The organism is Bifidobacterium callitrichidarum, from assembly GCF_003129905.1.
GTDB classification, from domain to species: Bacteria; Actinomycetota; Actinomycetes; order Actinomycetales; family Bifidobacteriaceae; genus Bifidobacterium; species Bifidobacterium callitrichidarum.
On the sequence record NZ_QFFM01000005.1, the window covers coordinates 125465 to 143801 of the forward strand.

General features: G+C 62.8%; 15 protein-coding genes. 14 read left to right on the forward strand and 1 reads right to left on the reverse strand.

The window, feature by feature from the left end; genetic code table 11:
* The first annotated feature begins 51 nt into the window (after positions 1-51).
* The 14 genes from DF196_RS03630 (at position 52) to DF196_RS03695 (ending at position 16741) form a co-directional block, all read left to right on the forward strand.
* Complete coding sequence (locus tag DF196_RS03630) at positions 52-609, forward strand: SixA phosphatase family protein (protein WP_109056526.1); 558 nt, start codon at positions 52-54, stop codon at positions 607-609.
* A 227-nt stretch (positions 610-836) separates the two neighbouring features.
* A complete protein-coding gene (metE, locus tag DF196_RS03635; protein WP_109056527.1) occupies positions 837-3140 on the forward strand; it encodes a 5-methyltetrahydropteroyltriglutamate--homocysteine S-methyltransferase in 2304 nt (767 codons plus the stop codon).
* Between the two features lie 163 nt (positions 3141-3303).
* Positions 3304-4152, forward strand: a complete 849-nt coding sequence (gene metF, locus DF196_RS03640) for a methylenetetrahydrofolate reductase [NAD(P)H] (RefSeq protein ID WP_109056528.1) — start codon at positions 3304-3306, stop codon at positions 4150-4152.
* Between the two features lie 181 nt (positions 4153-4333).
* Positions 4334-7522, forward strand: a complete 3189-nt coding sequence (locus DF196_RS03645; protein WP_109056529.1) for a bifunctional [glutamine synthetase] adenylyltransferase/[glutamine synthetase]-adenylyl-L-tyrosine phosphorylase — start codon at positions 4334-4336, stop codon at positions 7520-7522.
* Between the two features lie 289 nt (positions 7523-7811).
* A complete protein-coding gene (pyrB, locus tag DF196_RS03650; protein ID WP_109056530.1) occupies positions 7812-8774 on the forward strand; it encodes an aspartate carbamoyltransferase in 963 nt (320 codons plus the stop codon).
* On the forward strand, positions 8774-9193 hold the full coding sequence (locus DF196_RS03655; RefSeq protein WP_109056531.1) for an aspartate carbamoyltransferase regulatory subunit: 420 nt from the start codon (positions 8774-8776) through the stop codon (positions 9191-9193). Before pyrB ends, DF196_RS03655 begins: the two co-directional genes overlap by 1 nt.
* Positions 9190-10719 (forward strand): dihydroorotase, encoded by a 1530-nt coding sequence (locus DF196_RS03660; RefSeq protein WP_109056532.1) that lies wholly within the window; start codon positions 9190-9192, stop codon positions 10717-10719. The genes DF196_RS03655 and DF196_RS03660 overlap by 4 nt, the downstream gene beginning before the upstream one ends.
* Before the next feature lie 158 nt (positions 10720-10877).
* The gene (pyrF, locus tag DF196_RS03665) at positions 10878-11849 is read left to right on the forward strand and encodes an orotidine-5'-phosphate decarboxylase (protein ID WP_109056533.1); all 972 of its coding nucleotides are present in this window, start codon (positions 10878-10880) and stop codon (positions 11847-11849) included.
* Positions 11850-11933: 84 nt separating this feature from the next.
* Entirely contained in the window at positions 11934-12758 is an 825-nt protein-coding gene (locus tag DF196_RS03670; protein ID WP_109056534.1) for a dihydroorotate dehydrogenase electron transfer subunit, read from the forward strand.
* Positions 12746-13729, forward strand: a complete 984-nt coding sequence (locus DF196_RS03675; RefSeq protein WP_170114966.1) for a dihydroorotate dehydrogenase — start codon at positions 12746-12748, stop codon at positions 13727-13729. Before DF196_RS03670 ends, DF196_RS03675 begins: the two co-directional genes overlap by 13 nt.
* 142 nt (positions 13730-13871) lie before the next feature.
* Complete coding sequence (pyrE, locus tag DF196_RS03680; RefSeq protein WP_109056536.1) at positions 13872-14567, forward strand: orotate phosphoribosyltransferase; 696 nt, start codon at positions 13872-13874, stop codon at positions 14565-14567.
* A 137-nt stretch (positions 14568-14704) separates the two neighbouring features.
* Entirely contained in the window at positions 14705-14893 is a 189-nt protein-coding gene (locus DF196_RS03685) for a hypothetical protein (RefSeq protein ID WP_109056537.1), read from the forward strand.
* Between the two features lie 106 nt (positions 14894-14999).
* Positions 15000-15761 carry a hypothetical protein gene (locus DF196_RS03690; protein ID WP_146194697.1) on the forward strand — a complete coding sequence of 254 codons (762 nt, stop codon included), beginning with the start codon at positions 15000-15002 and terminating at the stop codon, positions 15759-15761.
* Positions 15758-16741, forward strand: a complete 984-nt coding sequence (locus DF196_RS03695; RefSeq protein WP_109056539.1) for an HlyD family secretion protein — start codon at positions 15758-15760, stop codon at positions 16739-16741. Before DF196_RS03690 ends, DF196_RS03695 begins: the two co-directional genes overlap by 4 nt.
* Positions 16742-17085: 344 nt before the next feature.
* On the opposite strand, the gene DF196_RS03700 is transcribed toward DF196_RS03695, so the two are convergent.
* On the reverse strand, positions 17086-18009 hold the full coding sequence (locus DF196_RS03700; protein WP_109056540.1) for a LysR family transcriptional regulator: 924 nt from the start codon (positions 18007-18009) through the stop codon (positions 17086-17088).
* Between the last annotated feature and the right edge of the window lie 328 nt (positions 18010-18337).

The following is an 18337-nucleotide window of genomic DNA, read 5'->3' on the forward strand; positions in this document are numbered from 1 at the left end:
ATGCGTGCACACGTTGTTGTCGCGCGGTCGGGCCCTCGAAGGGAGCCATTGATGGGTATCAAGCTGAGCAAAGTCGCCAAAGCGGCCAAGAAGTACGAGCATATCCTCGTCATCATGCGCCATGCCAAGGCGGAGCCGTTCGGCGAGAAGGGCGACGTGGAACGCCGGCTCACGGACAAGGGCCTGAAGCAGGCGAAGATCGTGGGCAAGGGGCTGGAGGAGCTGGGCCTCAAGCCTGACCAGATCTCCTGTTCCGCGGCCACTCGCACCCGCCAGACGCTTGACCGCATGCTTAAGATCTTCGGTGACGACCCGATCGTGGATTACCGCATCAACCTATACGATGGCGGCGTGCAGTCCGTGTTCGACGAGCTCTCCCACGTCAAGCCCAAGATTCGCGTCTTCATGATCGTGGGCCACGAACCCACCGTCTCCATCGCCTCCCAATGGCTGGCCTCCGCCGATTCCGACGCCGAACGACTCGACCTGCTCAACCTCGGCCTTTCGCCGGCCGGTGTGGTGATCATGGGTTCCAACAAGCCGTTCGACGAATGGCAGGTGCACAACGGCGACCTGCTCGCGGTGATCAACGTCAAGGATTTCGACTGATTCGCCTCGCTTGGGATTATTAGGATTAATCGGAGTCGGTGCCGGTCGCATCGGGCTCCTCCTTGGGCTGACCGGCGCAGGTGTCTCCTCCTATAGTGGTCCGAAACGGGGGATGGAAAGTCCGGTATAAGTATTTCCTATAACGACACCCAGCACTTTCTTATGGGTTTGAACCGCCGATGGTTTGATACCCTAATCGGGTTACGAACGCATACATTGGAGGATTCATGTCCACTCTGACTTCCGTCTCCGGCTTCCCGCGCATCGGGCAGAACCGTGAACTGAAGAAGATCATCGAAGGCTACTGGAAGGGCGCCAACGACCTCGCCGCCGTCAAGTCCACCGCCGCCGAACTGCGCGCCAAGCACTGGAAGCTGCAGCAGGCCGCCGGCATCGACCTGATTCCCAGCAACGACTTCAGCTACTACGACCAGATGCTGGACACCGCCATTCTCCTCAACGTGATCCCCAAGCGTTACGAGCGCCTGGCCTTCGAAAACCAGGAGGACACGCTCTTTGCCATGGCCCGTGGCTACCAGGGCGACAAGGGCGACGTGACCGCCCTGCCGATGAAGAAGTGGTTCACCACTAACTACCACTACCTGGTGCCCGAGGTCGAGCCCGGTGAGGAGATCAAGCTCAACTCCACCAAGCCGTTCGACGAGTTCAACGAGGCCAAGGCCCTCGGCATCCTCACCAAGCCGGTGCTCATTGGCCCGTACACCTTCCTCAAGCTGGCCCGCACCGATCAGGCCACCGAACTGGAATACGACAAGGGCCTGGTCAACGCCGTGGCCGCCGTCTACGCCGAAGTGCTCGCCAAGTTCAACGAGCTCGGCGCCCAGTGGCTCCAGCTCGACGAGCCCTACCTGGTACTCGACAAGGAACCGGGCGACGTGGAGCTCTTCAAGACCCTCTACACCAAGATTCTGGCCGCCAAGGCCGGCGTCAAGGTGCTGCTCAACACCTACTTCGGCCATATCGCCGACGTGTACGAGACCGTGAACCTGCTCGGCTTCGACGGCATCGGCCTGGACCTCAACGAAGGCCGTGAGGAGAACCTCGAGGCCGTGGCCAAGTACGGCGTCGCCTCCGGCACCACCATCTTCGCCGGCGTGATCAACGGCCGCAACATCTGGCGCAACAACTACGCCACCTCCCTCGGACTCGTGGACGCCCTGAAGCAGGTCACGCCGAACGTGGCCGTCTCCACCGCATCCTCGTTGCTGCATGTGCCATTCAGCACCGAAGGCGAGACCGGCATCCCGGCCGACGATCTCAAGCACTTCGCCTTCGCCGTCGAGAAGCTCGGCGAGCTCAAGGAAGTGGCCGTCCTCGCCGACGCCACCGAGGACGAGAAGAAGGCCTCCACGGCCCTCGCCGCCAACCAGGCCCTGTTCGACGGCACCCGCGTGGCCGCCGACCCGGCCGTTGCCGCCCGTATCAACGGCCTGACCGCCGACGACTACGTGCGCCAGCCCGCCCGCGAGGAGCGCCAGAAGCTCCAGCGTGAGGCCCTCGGCCTGCCGCTGCTGCCCACCACCACCATCGGCTCCTTCCCTCAGACCAAGGAGGTACGCGCCGAGCGTGCCAAGCTGCGCAAGGGCGAGATCACCAAGGAAGCCTACGACGAGTTCATCAAGGCCCAGATCGACGCCTGCATCAAGCATCAGGAGGAGATCGGCCTGGACGTGTTGGTCCACGGCGAGTTCGAGCGCAACGACATGGTCGAGTACTTCGGTCAGAACCTCAACGGCTTCCTGTTCACCAAGAACGCCTGGGTCCAGTCCTACGGCACCCGTTGCGTCAAGCCCCCGATCGTCTGGGGCGACGTCTCCCGCGCCAAGCCGATCACCGTCGAGTGGTCCGCCTACGCCCAGTCCCGCACCGACCATGTGATGAAGGGCATGCTCACCGGCCCGGTCACCATCCTCAACTGGTCCTGGCCGCGCGAGGACATCACCCACGAGGAGCAGACCAAGCAGCTGGCCCTCGCCATCCGCGACGAGGTGCTCGACCTCGAGGCCGCGGGCATCAAGGTGATCCAGATCGACGAGGCCGCCCTGCGCGAGAAGCTGCCGCTGCGCAAGTCCGACTGGCACGTCAAGTACCTCGACTGGGCCGTGCCCGCCTTCCGTCTGGTGCACTCCGCCGTGAAGCCCACCACCCAGATCCACACCCACATGTGCTACTCCGAGTTCAACGACATCATCCGCGACATCGACGCAATGGATGCCGACGTGATCTCCTTCGAGGCATCCCGTGGTGATCTGGTGGTGCTCGACGCCATCCACGACGCCCACTTCGAGACCGAGGCCGGCCCGGGCGTCTACGACATCCACTCCCCGCGCATCCCCTCCGAGCAGGAGATCGAGGACCGCATCTACGAGATCCTCAAGAAGATGGACGTGGAGAAGGTCTGGATCAACCCGGACTGCGGTCTGAAGACCCGTGGCAACGCCGAGACCTGGCCGAGCCTGGAGCATCTGGTGGCCGCCGCCAAGGCCGTGCGCGCCAAGCTCGCGAAGTAGCCGGATAGGTATTGGCTCCCCTCTTTGAGGGGAGCTGTCGCCATAGGTGACTGAGGGGAGTCGGAATGATCACTTGCGATGTTCCCCTCAGTCAGCTGCGCTGACAGCTCCCATCAGGGAGGGGAGCCGTATTATGTCGCATTCTGTGCTAAGGAAAGACAACATGCATACGCCGATGTTTTCGCTGGAGGTGTTCCCGCCGAAGCGCAACGCCCCGGTCGGCACCATCTATGACACGCTTGACGGGCTCGAAGGCCTGGATCCCGACTTCATCTCGGTGACCTACGGCCATGGCACGCATACGGACCGCACCGCCACCGCCCGCATCGCCAACACCATCCGTCAGGAATACCACATCCCTGCCGTGGCCCACCTGACCGCCCTCTACTCCGACAAGGCGAAGGTGGACGAGGCTCTCGACATGTTCGAGCAGGCCGGTGTTGAGGCGGTGCTCGCCCTGCGTGGCGACTACATCGAGGGGGAGAAGACCGTCGGCGTCTTCCCGCACGCCAGCGACCTCGTGGCCTACATCCGCGAACGCAAGCCTGAGCTCAAGGTATTCGGCGCCTGCTACCCGGAAGGTCACTACCAGTCCGCCTCATTGGACGAGGACATCGAGCATCTGAAGATTAAGGTGGACGCGGGTGTCACGCACCTGATTTCCCAACTGTTCTACGACAACGACGACTTCTATCGCTTCCTCGACAAGGCCCGTGCGGCCGGCATCGACGTGCCCATCGAGGCCGGCATCATGCCGGTGCGGGGTGCGAAGTCCGTGCGCCGCATGGCCGAACGCAACGCTTCGCGCATCCCCGACCATCTCGCCGCCATGCTCGACCGTTGGGAAGGTAACGCCGAGGCCCTGCACGCGGCCGGCATCGCTTACGCCTCCCAGCAGATCGCCGATCTGGTGGCCCATGGCGTGGATGGTATCCACCTGTACTCGATGAACCACGCGGCCACTACGCGCCGCATCTGGCGCAACGTGGAGCCGCTGTTCACCGTCGACTGACGGTGGCATCGGTCATATGACCGATACGGTGTTTTCCGCTGCCTCCCGGCAGCTCATTCGGCTACCCTTCAGTCGACTTCGCCGACAGCTCCCCTGCCAAGGGGAGCCGAGGAGCGTGCATTCCCTGATTTCCGCCCGACTCGCGCGAAAAGCTCCCATCGGACGGTTAAACTGGAATTCCATGGAACCAAAGACGACGTTCAATCCCAGCGCAATGGACCTCATCCGGGCGGGACTGCAGGATCTCGACAAATCCCGCACGCTGTTCGACCAACTCAAGGCGGACGGCATCCCCGATGAGCGTCGTGCCGAACTGCTGGGCATGCTGTCCCACGCCTGCGACCCGGACGTGGCGTTGCGCAACTTCGTGGACATCGTCAACGCCATGCAGTCCAGCGGCCGTGATCTGAGCCGCGTGATGCCGGACGGTGCCGCGCTCAAACGCCTCGTCACCGTGCTCGGCGTCTCGGACGCCATGGGCAAGTTCATGCGCTTCAAGCCGGACCTCGTGGAGGCCGCGGCGGTGGACAACTGCGACAGCCACCTGTTCAACCACGCCCAGCGCCGCGCGCATCTGCTCAGGGCGGTGGGCGCCGACCCGGACGAGCCGGCCCATCCGGTAGCCACCAAGGACCTGGCCGAGGCGGCCACGGCCCTGCGCGCCAGCTACCGCAAGCAACTGGCCGCCATCATCGCCCAGGATGCCGTGGCGGACGACCCCACCGCCATCCAGCCGACCATCAGCCGCGAACTTTCGGACCTTGCGGACGCGGCGCTCGAAGGCGCGCTGGCCATCGCCCGCCACGAAGTGCCGGGCAGCGAACACGTGCGCTTCACCATCATCGGCATGGGCAAACTCGGCGCCCAGGAACTGAACTACGTCTCCGACGTGGACCTTATCTACGTGGTCGAGCCGGCGGACAAGGAAACGGATCATCAGACGCTCATCCGCGTGGGCACCAAGATGGGCACCATGCTGCAGCGCGTCTGCCAGTCCGCCATCATGGGCGTCGCTGAACAGCCGTTGTGGCAGATCGACGGCGGGCTGCGCCCCGAAGGCAAGGATGGCCAGCTGGTCCGCGTACTCGACTCGCACAAGACCTATTACGAGCAGTGGGCCGAGAACTGGGAGTTCCAAGCCCTGCTCAAGGCCCGTCCGGTGGCCGGCGACCCCGACCTCGGCAAGGCGTACATGGACATGACCCGCCCGTTCGTCTGGACGGCCTCCAAGCGCAAGAACTTCGTCTACGACTGCCAGAAGATGCGTCAGCGAGTCGAGAACCTTATCCCCGCGCCCCTGAAGGACCGTGAGATCAAACTTGGCCGAGGCGGCCTGCGCGACGTGGAATTCACCGTGCAGATGTTGCAGCTCGTCCACGGCCGTACCGACGAATCACTGCGCACCAGCAACACGCTCGACTCGTTGCAGCGCCTATCCGAAGGCGGCTACATTTCCCGCAAGCAGGCCGTGCGCATGTCCAAGGACTACCGGTTCGAGCGCGTGATGGAACACCGCCAGCAGATCTGGTCGCTGAAGCGCACGCACCTGTTCCCGGACCTCGGCCGCGCCTCGGTGGGCGGGCTGGAGAAGAAGCGCGACATCGACGTGGACGAACTCAACCGGAACCAGGAACTGCGTCGCCTCGCCCGCGCCTTCGGCCTTCATCCGGAGGAGCTCGTCGAAAAGTACGACGATGTGCGCCGCGAGGTCCGTCACCTCCATCTCGACATCTACTACCGTCCGATGCTGCCGGTCAACGCCCAGCTTGAGGACGACCAGATCAACCTGAGCGTCGAAGTGGCCCAAGAACGATTCGCGTCCATCGGCTTCGGCGACCCGCAGGCCGCCATCCGCCACGTGCAGGCCCTCACCGCCGGTGTGGGCCGCGCGGCCAAGATCAACCGCATCATCCTGCCCGCCGTGCTGCAATGGCTGGGGGAGGGACAGAACCCGGACATGGGCCTGCTCAACTGGCGCAAGCTGGAGGAGAACTTCGGCACGGACTCCAGCTACCTCGGCTTCCTACGCGACTCCACTTCGGCGGCGCAGCGCCTGTGCCACATCCTGTCCAACTCCCGGTTCCTGGGTGACGCGCTCAACAAGTCGGTCGAATCCATCAGCTGGCTTGGCGACGATGACGACCTCAAGGCCCGCACACGCGAAGCGCTGGACGTACAGACGCATTCGGTGCTGGAACGTTTCGGCTCCAGCATCAACGAATTCGCCAACTCCGTGCGCGCCATGCGCCGTCACGAGATCGAACGCATCGGATTGGCCTGGATGAGCGGCGTGATGGACGATGCCACCTGTCTGAAAGCCATGACCGACGTCTACGATGCCATCATCGATGCCTCGTTGACTTGGGCCGTGCGTCACCAGACCGCGGCGTTCGGCGTCGCGTCCGCGCCGGCGGACATCGCGGTGATCGCCATGGGCCGCTATGGCGGACGCGAGGTGAACTTCAGCTCCGACGCGGACGCCATCCTCATCTACCGTCCCGCCGACGACGCCGATGACGCGCAAGCCAACGCCTTCGCCAAGAAGACGGTGGAGGACCTGCGGGCCATTCTGCAGGGGCCGACCACGTTGGAACCGAAGATCGAGCTCGATCTCGACCTGCGTCCGGAAGGCAAGAACGGGCCGATCGTGCGCTCGTACGCCTCATGCGAGGAATACTACGAATCCTGGGCATCGACCTGGGAACGCCAGGCGCTGTTGCGTGCGCGCTACGCGGCTGGTGACGCCGAACTCGCCCGCGACTTCCTTATCAACATCGCGGACCCCCTGCGCTACCCGACCGTCGAACTCACCGATGCCGAGCTGCAAAGCATCCGCAAGCTCAAGGCACGCATGGAGGCCGAACGACTGCCACGCGGCGTGCGTCGCGAACGCCACCTGAAACTCGGCAAGGGCGGCCTTTCGGACGTGGAGTGGACCGTGCAGCTCATGCAGCTGCAACACGCCGGCGATATCCGGGATCTGCGCGTTAACGGCACCCTGGAGGCACTGGACGTGCTGGAGGCCAAGAAACTCATCAGCCCGATGGACGCCATCCAGCTGCGCAAGGCATGGATGCTATGCACCGCGGCCCGTAACGGCAACTACCTGTGGTCCGGACGCGCCAACCAGGCGGACATCCTGCCGGACGACATCTACTCGCTCGGCGGCATCGCCGTGTATCTCGGCTACGGCGCGCATCGCGGACAGCATTTCGAGAACGACCTGTTGGGTGTCATGCGCAAGTGCCGCGACGTATGCCAGCGGCTTTTCTACGGCCAGATCGAGGAGACCGCACAGCAGCCGGCGTCCCCGCGCATGCACGTAATCGCCCCGAGACTCGTCGAAAACCGCCGTCGCGCCCAGCGGTAGGGGAGCGATCCGCTCGTGAGTTATTCTGGCTCCCCTCTCCGAGGGGAGCCGTCGTCGAAGACGACTGAGGGGAGTTTCGTCTGATTCATGAGGTTCCTTTCAGTCTCCTACGGTGACAGCTCCTCTCAAAGAGGGGAGTCACGATGGAATCGTCGAAACCCCCGGAATCAAGGGTGAACACTCGGTGAACGCGGCTGTCCGAAAAATGGCGTAAGTTAGATTAGGTCACACAAGGGTGGCCACCTGAAACCAACGAGCGAAAAGGTGAGCCTTGTCTGAAGAAACACCCATGGTCGGCAAGAGCGTGGTGACGCTGGACGACCTGTCTACCAATCAGATTCTCGAACTACTGCATAAGGCCGAGTACATCGACGCGCATCGCAAAGAGGTGTCCCACACCTGCGAGGGCCGCGTGCTCGCCACCTTGTTCTACGAGCCTTCCACTCGAACCCGCCTGAGCTTCGAGACCGCCATGCTGCGCCTCGGAGGCAAGGTCATCGGCTTCGCCGGCGCGCAGCTGGCCTCCGTGACCAAGGGCGAGTCCATCTCGGACACGCTCAAGACCGTCTCCAACTACGTGGACGTGGTCGCCATCCGTCACCCGAAGGAGGGTGCGGCGCTGGTGGCCTCCCGTGCGGCGAGCGTGCCGGTGATCAATGCCGGCGACGGCGGCCATATGCACCCCACGCAGACGCTGGCCGACCTGGCCACGCTGCAGTCTCGCTTCGGCCGCATCACGAACCTGACCGTGGGCCTGTGTGGCGACCTGACCTTTGGCCGTACTGTGCACTCCCTGATCGAGACCCTGTGCCGCTTCGGCAACGTGCGTTTCGTGCTCATCAGCCCGGACGAGCTCAAGACCCCGCAGTACGTCATCGACCGCATCAACGCCACCCCGAGCTGCTCCTACGTGGAGGTGCGCGACCTGGCCTCCGTGATCGGCGACCTCGACGTGCTGTACATGACCCGCGTGCAGAAGGAGCGTTTCTTCAACGAGGACGACTACCTGCGCCTGAGGGACACCTACATCCTCGACGAGGACAAGCTCTCCCTCGCCAAGCCGGACATGGCCGTGCTCCACCCGCTGCCGCGCGTCAACGAGATCGCCGTGGAAGTGGACGACGACCCGCGCGCCGCCTACTTCGAGCAGGTTAAGAACGGCATGCTCATGCGTATGGCGCTCGAAAGCTCCGTGGTGGGCGACGAACTGCCCGGATACGAACCGCTCAACCCCAAGGAGGTCCAGGCCTGATGGAAGTCACCAGCATCGTCAACGGCATCATCATCGACCATGTGCCGGCCGGCACCTCGCTCAAGGTGCTCGAATACCTCAAGATCGACCCGTCCAAGACCAAGCTTGCGCTCATCATGAACACCACGTCCCAGCGCTACGGCTCGAAGGACATCATCAAGATCGAGGACGACAAGGACATCGACCTCGACGTGCTCGGCTTCGTGGCCCGCCAGGCCACCGTGGATGTGGTCCGCGGCGGCACGATCGTGGAGAAGAAGACGCCGCACCTGCCCGAGCACATCGTGGGCGTGATCAAGTGCGTCAACCCGCGCTGTGTGACCACCACCGAGCCCGGCATCAAGCAGATGTTCCACCTCGTGCACTCCGAGCGCATGGAATACCGTTGCGATTACTGCGACGAGGAAGCCAAACTGTGAGCATCACCCTACGCAACATCAAGGTCTGGAACACCGGCGAGATCATCGACCTGGTGGTTCCGGGCCTTGCCGACGCCTACTTCGCCGACACGGACGCCTTGCATGATGGCGCCGACATCGACGCCACCGGCCTGACGCTGGCCCCCGGCTTCGCCGACCCGCACGTCCACTTCCGCGACCCCGGCCAGACCTACAAGGAATCCATGGTCTCCGGTTGCCGCGCCTCCGCGTCCGGCGGATACACGAACGTGCTCATCATGCCGAACACGCTGCCCGCGCTCGACGGTCAGGCCGTGACCGAGGAGGATGCCGCCGCCGACAAGCCCGGCGCACGCGAGGTGCTGGACGCCGGATGCGGCAACGTCATCGATTTCCTGCAGCAGTACGACGCCGCCCACGACGTCAAGCTGCCGGTCCGCTACGACCTGTGCGTCTGCGCATCCAAGGACCGCGCCGGTCGCGAGGCCAGCGACACCGCCGACTGGCTCAGGTACGTGCCCGGATTCGAGGACGACGCCAAGACCGCGGCCATGAACGAGCACCCCGTCACCGCGATCAGCGACGACGGCTCCGCTGTACCCGAGCCGATTCTCGACGACGTGCTGGCCAACGCGAAAGCATCCGGCCTGTGTCTTATCGAGCACTGCGAGCATCACGACACCGGCGCCGTCAATGATGGCCTGGTCTCCCGCAAACTCGGCGTGCCCGGCATCCCCGAGGACACCGAACTGAAGATCGTGGCCCGCGACATCGAAGCGGCCCGCAGGACCGGCATCCACGTGCACTTCCAGCACGTGAGCACCGCGATCTCGTTCGATGCGATCCGCAAGGCCAAAGCCGAGGGACTGCCCATCACCTGCGAGACCGCGCCGCACTACCTCGCCCTGAGCGACGAAGCGCTGCTCGAATACGGCACGCTGGCCAAGATGAACCCGCCGCTGCGTTCCGAGGACGACCGCAAGGCCACCATCGCGGCCATCGCGGATGGCACCGTGGACCTGCTTGCCACCGACCATGCACCGCACACTATGGAGGAGAAGGAACTTGGTTTCCTCAAGGCCCCCAACGGCATCATCGGCCTCGAATGCGCGTATGGTGTATGCCACAAGGTGCTGGTGGACGGCGGGTTCATCTCCGACGAACGCCTCATTGAACTCATGAGCGTGGGACCGGACGAGCTCATGGGCCACGAGCCCACGGACATCGCCGTGCTTGTGGAGGACTTCGCCGAACCCGCACCCACCGGGGATGACCCGGATGGCGTGATTGCGGGGGAGACGGCCGATGCCGCCGGCCACTCCGCCGACGGGACGAAGCGCGAGGGCGTCAACCGCCTGCTCGACCTGGGCAGCGTGGAAGGTTCCGAGAACGTGGACCTTGTGGTGCTCAACACCGACGAGGAATGGACCGTGGATCCGGAAGCGTTCCACTCCAAGGCCCGCAACACCCCGTTCGGCGGCTGGAAGGTCACCGGACGCCCGCTCGCCACCATCATCGGCTCGCAGTTCATGTTCAGCCGGCTGTAACACATTCGTACGTAAGGTAACTGCCCCTTAGTCAAGTTCCGCTTGCCATCCCCTCAGAGAGAGGGAGCCGAGGTACTCTATTCCGGCTTCCTTTCTCTCAGCGGAGATGGCAGCGAGGCTGGCTGAGGGGAACCCCGAAAAAGAACGAAAGGACTTCGATGGACCGCCTGATCGAAGCAATCGAAAACACCCAGAACCCGTCCGTCGTGGGCCTTGACCCCACCGAAGCGCTGGTGCCCCCGCAAGTGGTGGCCAGCTTCGCCGACGAGGTGCGTGATTCGGTGGAATCCCCTGAAGAACTGCCCGCCGCCCAACTGGCTGTGGCGTACTTCGAATTCAACCGCACCATCATCGACGCGATTGCCGACATCGTCCCCGCCGTCAAGCCGCAAATCGCCATGTACGAAGCGCTCGGCCCGGCCGGCGTGGACGTGTACACGATGACCTGCGAATACGCGGCCCAGCAGGGTCTGTACGTGCTCGGCGACGTCAAGCGCGGCGACATCGGTTCCACCGCGGCAGCCTACGCCCATCACCTGAGCGGCGTTGCCGGCGGCGAAAGCAGCGAGACCTTCGACCCGTGGCATGAGGACGCCGTGACCGTGAACCCGTACCTCGGCACCGACGGCATCACCCCGTTCGTCGAGGCCGCAGCCGCCGCGGACAAGGACATCTTCGTGCTTGTGCGCACCTCCAACCCGTCGTCCAGCGAGCTGCAGATGCTCGACCTGGCGGACGGCAAGAAGGTCTACGAGCACGTAGCCGACCTCGTGGAAGGCTGGGGTGCCGAGACCGTCGGCTCGCACGGCTACTCCCGCGTGGGCGCCGTGGTGGGCGCCACCCATCCCGAGGAAGGCCGTGCGCTGCGGGCCCGCCTGCCGCCCACGTTCGTCCTGGTTCCGGGCTACGGCGCGCAGGGCGGCACGGCCCAGGACGTGGCCGGCATGTTCGACGAGCAGGGCTCCGGCGCTATCGTCAACTCCTCGCGCGGCATCATTGGTGCTTGGAAGAAGACCGGCAAGTACTCCGAATCCATGACCGCCGACGAGGCGCTCGGCCTCGTGGCCGACAGCGCACGCCAGGCCGCGCTCGACATGCGCGATAATCTGCGCGTGGCCGTGTACCGCTGACATTTCCCGACCTGGTAGAGCATGTGCTCCGGCACGGCTCTCCGGCCGGTCCGAAGCACATCGACAATCGCGAATAGGAACCTTATGACTACCTTCACCCCGACACATGACGTGGTGGCCGAAGCGCAGGCGGCGGGCTTCTTCCCGCCCCGCCACACCGTCGAGATCACCGACGCGCGTGCGCTGGCCGACCGTGTGATGCGGCTCACTTTCCGTGACCCGTTCATCGCCTCCCACGCCAAGCCCGCCCAGTTCGTCAACCTGTTCACCCACGACGACTTCATGCTCATGCCCCGCCCGTTTGGCGTGAGCGAGGTCGAAGGTGATGAGGTGAGCGTGATCTTCGCCGTCATCGGCCACGGCACCGAACAGCTCGCCCAGCTCAAGGCCGGCGACACCGTGGACGTGCTCGGCCCGCTCGGACGTGGCTTCAACCTCAAGCAGGACGCCAACTACATCCTCGTGGGCGGAGGTCTCGGCGTGCCCCCGCTGATCTGCGCCGCGCAGAAGATCGCCTCCCTGGCCGGCTCCGTGGCCACTTCCGTGATCGGATACCGCGACGAACGCTTCGCCGAGGAGTATGTTTCCCGCCACACCGACCGTTCGTGGAGCATCACCAACGCCGAAGGCAATGTGGTGGACCTGCTGAACCAGCTGGAGACCTCCGGCGACCTTGACGTGGACGGCCTTAAGCCAGTGATTCTCTCCTGCGGCCCGTTGCCGATGATGAAGGCCGTGGCCGCATGGGCCGCCAAGCGCGGCATCCCGGCACAGCTCAGCATGGAGCAGCGCATGGGCTGCGGCTACGGCACCTGCGTGCTGTGCACTGTGGACACCGTGGACGGCAGACTCAAAGTCTGCACCGACGGCCCGGTGTTCACCCGCGAACAGCTCGGATGGGGAGAGTGAGCATGAGCGAGAACGCTACGACAAACGCCAACGACAACCACATCAACATCTACGAGGCTCACGAGTGGAAACACCCCACCAAGGTGGCCGGCGTGACCTGGAAGAACCCCGTGGGCACCGCCTCCGGCACGTTCCAGTACGCCGCCGTGCGCTGGTTCTACGACGTCAGCGAGCTCGGCGCGGTGAGCACCAAGGGCTGCTCGCCCGTGCCGTGGGAAGGCAACCAGTCCCCGCGCACCGCTGAAGGCCCGGCCTCGAACCTCAACGCCGTGGGCCTGCAGAACCCCGGTGTGGACCACTATCTCGAAGACGACCTGCCCAAGCTCAAGGCCGCCGGCGCCCTGGTGGTGGCCAATGTGGCCGGCCACTGCGACGACGACTACATGCAGGTGGTCGCCAAGCTCGCCGATTCCACGGCGGACATGTTGGAAATCAACGTGAGCTGCCCGAACGTGACCCACGGCGGCATGAGTGTGGGTACCGACCCGGTGGCCCTCGCCTCTCTCATGGACAAGCTGCGTCCGATGACCGATAAGCCGCTGGTCGTCAAGCTCACGCCGAACGTCACCGACATCACCGTGCCGGCACGCGCCGCTGTGGAGCATGGCGCGGACGCCTTGAGCATGATTAACACGTTGTTGGGCATGCGTCTGGACATCCGCACCGGCGAGCCGATCATTGCCAACAAGACCGGCGGCGTATCAGGCCCGGCTGTGCTGCCCATCGGCATCGCGGCCGTGTACCGCACGCGCACCGCCCTGCCGGACATCCCGATCATCGGCATCGGCGGCATCGACTCCGGCGAGAAGGCCCTCGAATACTTGTACGCCGGTGCGAATGCCGTGGAAGTGGGCGCGGCCGCGCTCTTCGACCCGGTGGCACCACTGCGCATCGCCCGCGAACTGGACGACCTGCTCGACGCACGTCCCGAACTCGCTGCTAAACTGGCCGCAGGCAAAACTTGGCGATAACACCTGCCTGGCTCCCCTCACCGAGGGGAGTTGGCGGCGGAGCCGACTGAGGGGAGTGACCTATGCCGATCACTCTCCCTCAGTCACCTATCGGTGACGGCATCCCTCGGTGAGGGGAGCCAGAAATACAGAGGAGAACGTTATGGCAGAAACGCTTGCACATCGCTTTACGGAATTCCTGTTGGAATCCAACGCTTTGAAGTTCGGCGACTTCACCCTGAAGTCCGGCCGTCAGAGCCCCTACTTCATCAACGCCGGCGCCTTCGACGACGGCAAGAAGATCGCCACCTTGGGCGCCTTCTACGCCGAGAAGATCAGCCAGGCGATCGTGCACAACACCATCCCGCGCGACATCGACACCGTGTTCGGCCCGGCCTACAAGGGCATCCCGCTGGCCGTCTCCACCGCGATCGCGCTGACCGCCGGCCACAACATGACCGTGGGCTACACCTTCGATCGCAAGGAGAAGAAGGATCACGGCGACGGCGGCTGGATGGTCGGCACCCCGCTCACCGACGGCATGAAGGTGCTGCTTGTGGACGACGTGATGACCGCCGGCACCGCCGTGCGCGAGGTGATCCCCAAGCTCAAGGCCGAGGCCAACGTCGAGGTCGTAGGCCTGGTGCTCTCCGTGGACCGCATGGAGAAGACCAAGGATTCAGATTTGTCCGCCGTCAAGGCCGTGGAGCAGGAGTTCGGCTTCCCGGTGCTCGCCATCGCCAACGTGCGTGAGATCTTCGACGCCGCCGCCAAGATGAAGAAGTCCGACGGCACTCCGCTGCTCGACCAGGACATCAAGCAGCGCGCCGAGGCGTACCTCGAGCAGTACGGCGCCTGATAGGGCAAATCACGCCTAACTAATTCGAATTCATCGATAACGAAGAAACGCTCCTTGCAAACCAAGGGGCGTTTCTTCGTTATCGGGCCTACTATGAAGTCGAATGCAACGGAACCTGCATGGAAGGAGCATCGGCCATGGACATGATGGTGTCTGTTATTGCAGTGGCTGTTATGGCGTTGGGGTATTTCGCCGGCACACAGCATTATCTCGATTCGCGTGCGGACAAGCTGGCGAAAGGCGGTACGTTGGACCGGCAAAACGCCAAGGAAGTTCGCGAGCTTGCCGACAAGGTGGATCCGAACCGGTACTATCCGTCGATTTGATGCCGGTATAGGGCGTCAATGGCTTCGGCGGCGTATTCGGCGATGTCAAGATGAACATTGGGTGACTTCGCTGTAGACCGCGGTACCGGCTCACTACAGTGGAAGTATGAGTGATGATGCGCGGGCCCAAGTGCCGATGGATGGGGGAGAAACGTCGGGCAAACCGGGCGGCCGCCGGAAGGATATTGTCCGCATCGCCATCGCGGTGATTGTTGCTGCCGTATTGGTGTTTGCCGGTGCTTTCGCTGTGGGTCGGTTCACCGAAAACCCCACAAAAGATCAGGCTTATCTGGACGTGGAGGCGAAGGCAGCCAAAGTCGAGGAACAGGTCGCGAGCAACCGCAAGAAGACTGAGGAACTGACCACTCAGCGCGACGACTTGCGCGAACAGGCAGCCAAAGCCGAAAAGCAAATCGAGGACGACAAGAAGGCTTTCAGCCAGTACGGCGGCAACACGGCGGTGGGGGCCGAACCGCTGACCATCGAATCCATCACACTCAAACCGGACACGTTCTACGAAGAATACGGCGCGCAATCCGGCCTGACCAAGTACCTGTACCCGCAGATCACGGTACGCAACACCTCGGGGCATGTGATCTACGACATCAGCCTGCGCATGGACATCATCGGCGCGGACGGCAAGGTGCTGAAGAACGGTGCCTCCGCGTACGTGGATTACGTGGTGCTCTACCCCGGCAAAACCGCAGTGTGCGAGGGTATGATTCAGGACGAAGGATTCTCCGGCGCCACGTTGAAGCCGACCGGATACTACATGAGCATCCCCAACACCAGTGGTGACGGCGGCTCCGACAAGACGACCGACAGTCACGAATTCGGCAAGGACGTCAAGACGGTGGTGATCCCATGAGCGACGAACACGACGAACAGACCGGGCATCAGCGTGACGAACACGATGAACAGACCGGGCATCAGCGTGACGAACACGCCGAGCATATCGAGCACGGCAAGGGGCCCGGCCGGCATGACGCCGGGAATCATGAACCAGAACTACAGCGGCTGTTCACTCATCAAGGGCCGCTGAACACCTCGGTTCCCACCAATGAGAACATGACCATAGGCGACCGGGTATTCCTGCTGTTGGACAAAGCATTCACCAGTCTCGGACAGGCTGCGGGAATGATTACGCGAGTGGCTTCCGGAAAGGCCAGCGCTGACGAACGCGCACGTTGGGATGCCGCCAAGGGCCCGCTTGCCGTGGCAGCCAAAACGGCTGGAATCGTGGTCTGCGTGCTTGTGCTTGCGGGAACCGGCGTCATCGCCTACCGTCTCGGCGGTCAGTCCGTGATAGTCAAGGACACGCCGCAATACCAGAAGGCAAGCCAGAACCTCAAGTGGGCCAATGTGGACCTGATGGAATCCGAGCAGGATGTGGCCAACCGTCAGAAGCAGATCAAACAGGCCAAAGCCACCATCGATCAGGCGAAGCAGGATCGCGAGAAATACGGCAATGTCGTGGATGAGGTCAAGCAGGCGCAGCAGCAGAACAAGGAACCGGCACTGACCGTAACCGCGATCGGGGATCCCACGCAGAGCTACCTGTATTACGAGACGCCGATAACCGTGCACAACAACACGCAACAGGCGTATTCCTCGTTCAACGTGTATTTCCAGGCGCTGGATGGCGACGGCAACGTGCTGCACTCGGCGTATGCGATGGGCGAAAGCGAGACGACCTGCGAGCCTAACGCCGATTGCGCTCTCAGCATCTTCGACGATTTCAACCCGGCCGGGTCGAAGCTGATGCCCACCTACTGGGGTGTGACCGCGACCAGCGGTGGCAGCGAATACGGCCGTTACGGTGCTGATGCGATGAGCAAGCAGTTCTAGGCGACGTAACGCGGTTCATACGGGAATGGCAGCAGGGGCCCGATTCCGCCGTGTGTTGCCGGCCGTCATGCATGAGCGCGGTTTGAGACGTTTGCCGAATCCATGTTCGATGAAACCGTCACTATGTATGCGGTTCGACGAGAGCGCCGCATACATAGTGACGGTTTCGCTGCTTGAAACGACATTAAGTACGCGGCACCTTCGTTGAGACGCATACATAGTGACGGTTGGAGACGGCACCGCGCAGGGCGGGGTGTGATTATGACGCGAATTCATATGAAAGTGGGTAAGACAACTCCCGATGGGAGCTGTCTTACCCACTTACTCGTCTCCGCGTATGACTGTCAGTCGATGAGCTTATAGCCGTGGTCGGCCACCACGGACTTGAGCTTGGTGAGGTAGGTTTCGGCCGCCTTGGACAGTTTGGCGCGCTCGTTGGTAATCCAGCCCACCAGCATCGTCTCGTCGGTGTCGAGCGGGACCGTGACAATCTTCTCGTTGTTGAGGTCGCCGTTGTCGATGCCGGTGCAGACTGTGTAACCGTTGAGGCCGATGATGAAGTTGAGGATCGTGGCGCGGTCGGTCACGTTGATTTGCTTGGGGGAATACTCCGGCCAGACCGCCTCTTCGTAGAAGTAGAAGGAGCCTTCTTCACCCTGCTCGTACTGGATGAACGGGTAGGGTTTCAGATCCTCCATGGTCACAACCTTCTTGGAAGCCAGCGGGTTGTTGCGAGAGATGAATACGTGCAGCGGGGCGCGGAAGAGCGGATGGAATTCGAGGTGCTTCTCGCGCAGGAGCTTGCCGATCACGTCCTTGTTGAAATCGGACAGGTAGATGATGCCGATTTCGGACTGCATGTTGGCAACCTGGTTGATGATGTCGCGCGTGCGGGTCTCGCGAATGGTGAACTCGTATTCGTCGGACTTGATGGAGTTGATCATCTCCACGAACGCCTCGACGGCGAACATGTAGTGCTGGGTGGAGACTTGGCACAGCTGCTTGCGCGGCTTGGCGTGCTTGTAGCGCTCCTCGAGCAGGTCGGCCTGGTCGAGCACTTGGCGGGCGTAGGTCAGGAACTCGGCGCCGTCCACGGTCAGGGCGATGCCCTGCGAGGAGCGGGTGAAGATCTCGATGCCCAGCTCGTTCTCCAGTTCCTTCACGGAGGAGCTCAGCGCCGGCTGGGAGACGTACAGGGCGTGCGAAGCCTCGTTCATGGACCCGCATTCGACGATTTTGACGATGTATTTCAGCTGCAGCAGTGTCATAAATAACGGTTATATCAGTATGGTGCGTCAAAGGTTGGAATTATAACGATTCCCACGCAGGTGCACTCTAAGAACACTCTATTTTTTTCGGTATCGGTTGTGGAACCGGATGGAGCGAAATCGAAGATTTCGCGAACTTATTTCGAATGGAGTACGGACTCTCGGCGTAACAACCGTCTTGCTGCGCAACTTGATTTGATCGATGATCTCGGTGGCCAAAGCAAAGTCCGAACAGTAAACGTCGGTGGGTACGAGGTGCCTCATTTGAAAATGAGCGCGTAATCCGGAGTGGTGCCTCACCTGTGGTGAGCGTGAAATCCTAGTCCGC

Bases quoted from the DNA above. Each gene is read 5' to 3' on its own strand.
- DF196_RS03630 (WP_109056526.1), top strand. From the start codon at position 52: ATGGGTATCAAGCTGAGCAAAGTCGCCAAAGCGGCCAAGAAGTACGAG.
- metE (WP_109056527.1), top strand. From the start codon at position 837: ATGTCCACTCTGACTTCCGTCTCCGGCTTCCCGCGCATCGGGCAGAAC.
- metF (WP_109056528.1), top strand. From the start codon at position 3,304: ATGCATACGCCGATGTTTTCGCTGGAGGTGTTCCCGCCGAAGCGCAAC.
- DF196_RS03645 (WP_109056529.1), top strand. From the start codon at position 4,334: ATGGAACCAAAGACGACGTTCAATCCCAGCGCAATGGACCTCATCCGG.
- pyrB (WP_109056530.1), top strand. From the start codon at position 7,812: ATGGTCGGCAAGAGCGTGGTGACGCTGGACGACCTGTCTACCAATCAG.
- DF196_RS03655 (WP_109056531.1), top strand. From the start codon at position 8,774: ATGGAAGTCACCAGCATCGTCAACGGCATCATCATCGACCATGTGCCG.
- pyrF (WP_109056533.1), top strand. From the start codon at position 10,878: ATGGACCGCCTGATCGAAGCAATCGAAAACACCCAGAACCCGTCCGTC.
- DF196_RS03670 (WP_109056534.1), top strand. From the start codon at position 11,934: ATGACTACCTTCACCCCGACACATGACGTGGTGGCCGAAGCGCAGGCG.
- DF196_RS03675 (WP_170114966.1), top strand. From the start codon at position 12,746: ATGGGGAGAGTGAGCATGAGCGAGAACGCTACGACAAACGCCAACGAC.
- pyrE (WP_109056536.1), top strand. From the start codon at position 13,872: ATGGCAGAAACGCTTGCACATCGCTTTACGGAATTCCTGTTGGAATCC.
- DF196_RS03685 (WP_109056537.1), top strand. From the start codon at position 14,705: ATGGACATGATGGTGTCTGTTATTGCAGTGGCTGTTATGGCGTTGGGG.
- DF196_RS03690 (WP_146194697.1), top strand. From the start codon at position 15,000: ATGAGTGATGATGCGCGGGCCCAAGTGCCGATGGATGGGGGAGAAACG.
- DF196_RS03695 (WP_109056539.1), top strand. From the start codon at position 15,758: ATGAGCGACGAACACGACGAACAGACCGGGCATCAGCGTGACGAACAC.
- DF196_RS03700 (WP_109056540.1), bottom strand. From the start codon at position 18,009: ATGACACTGCTGCAGCTGAAATACATCGTCAAAATCGTCGAATGCGGG.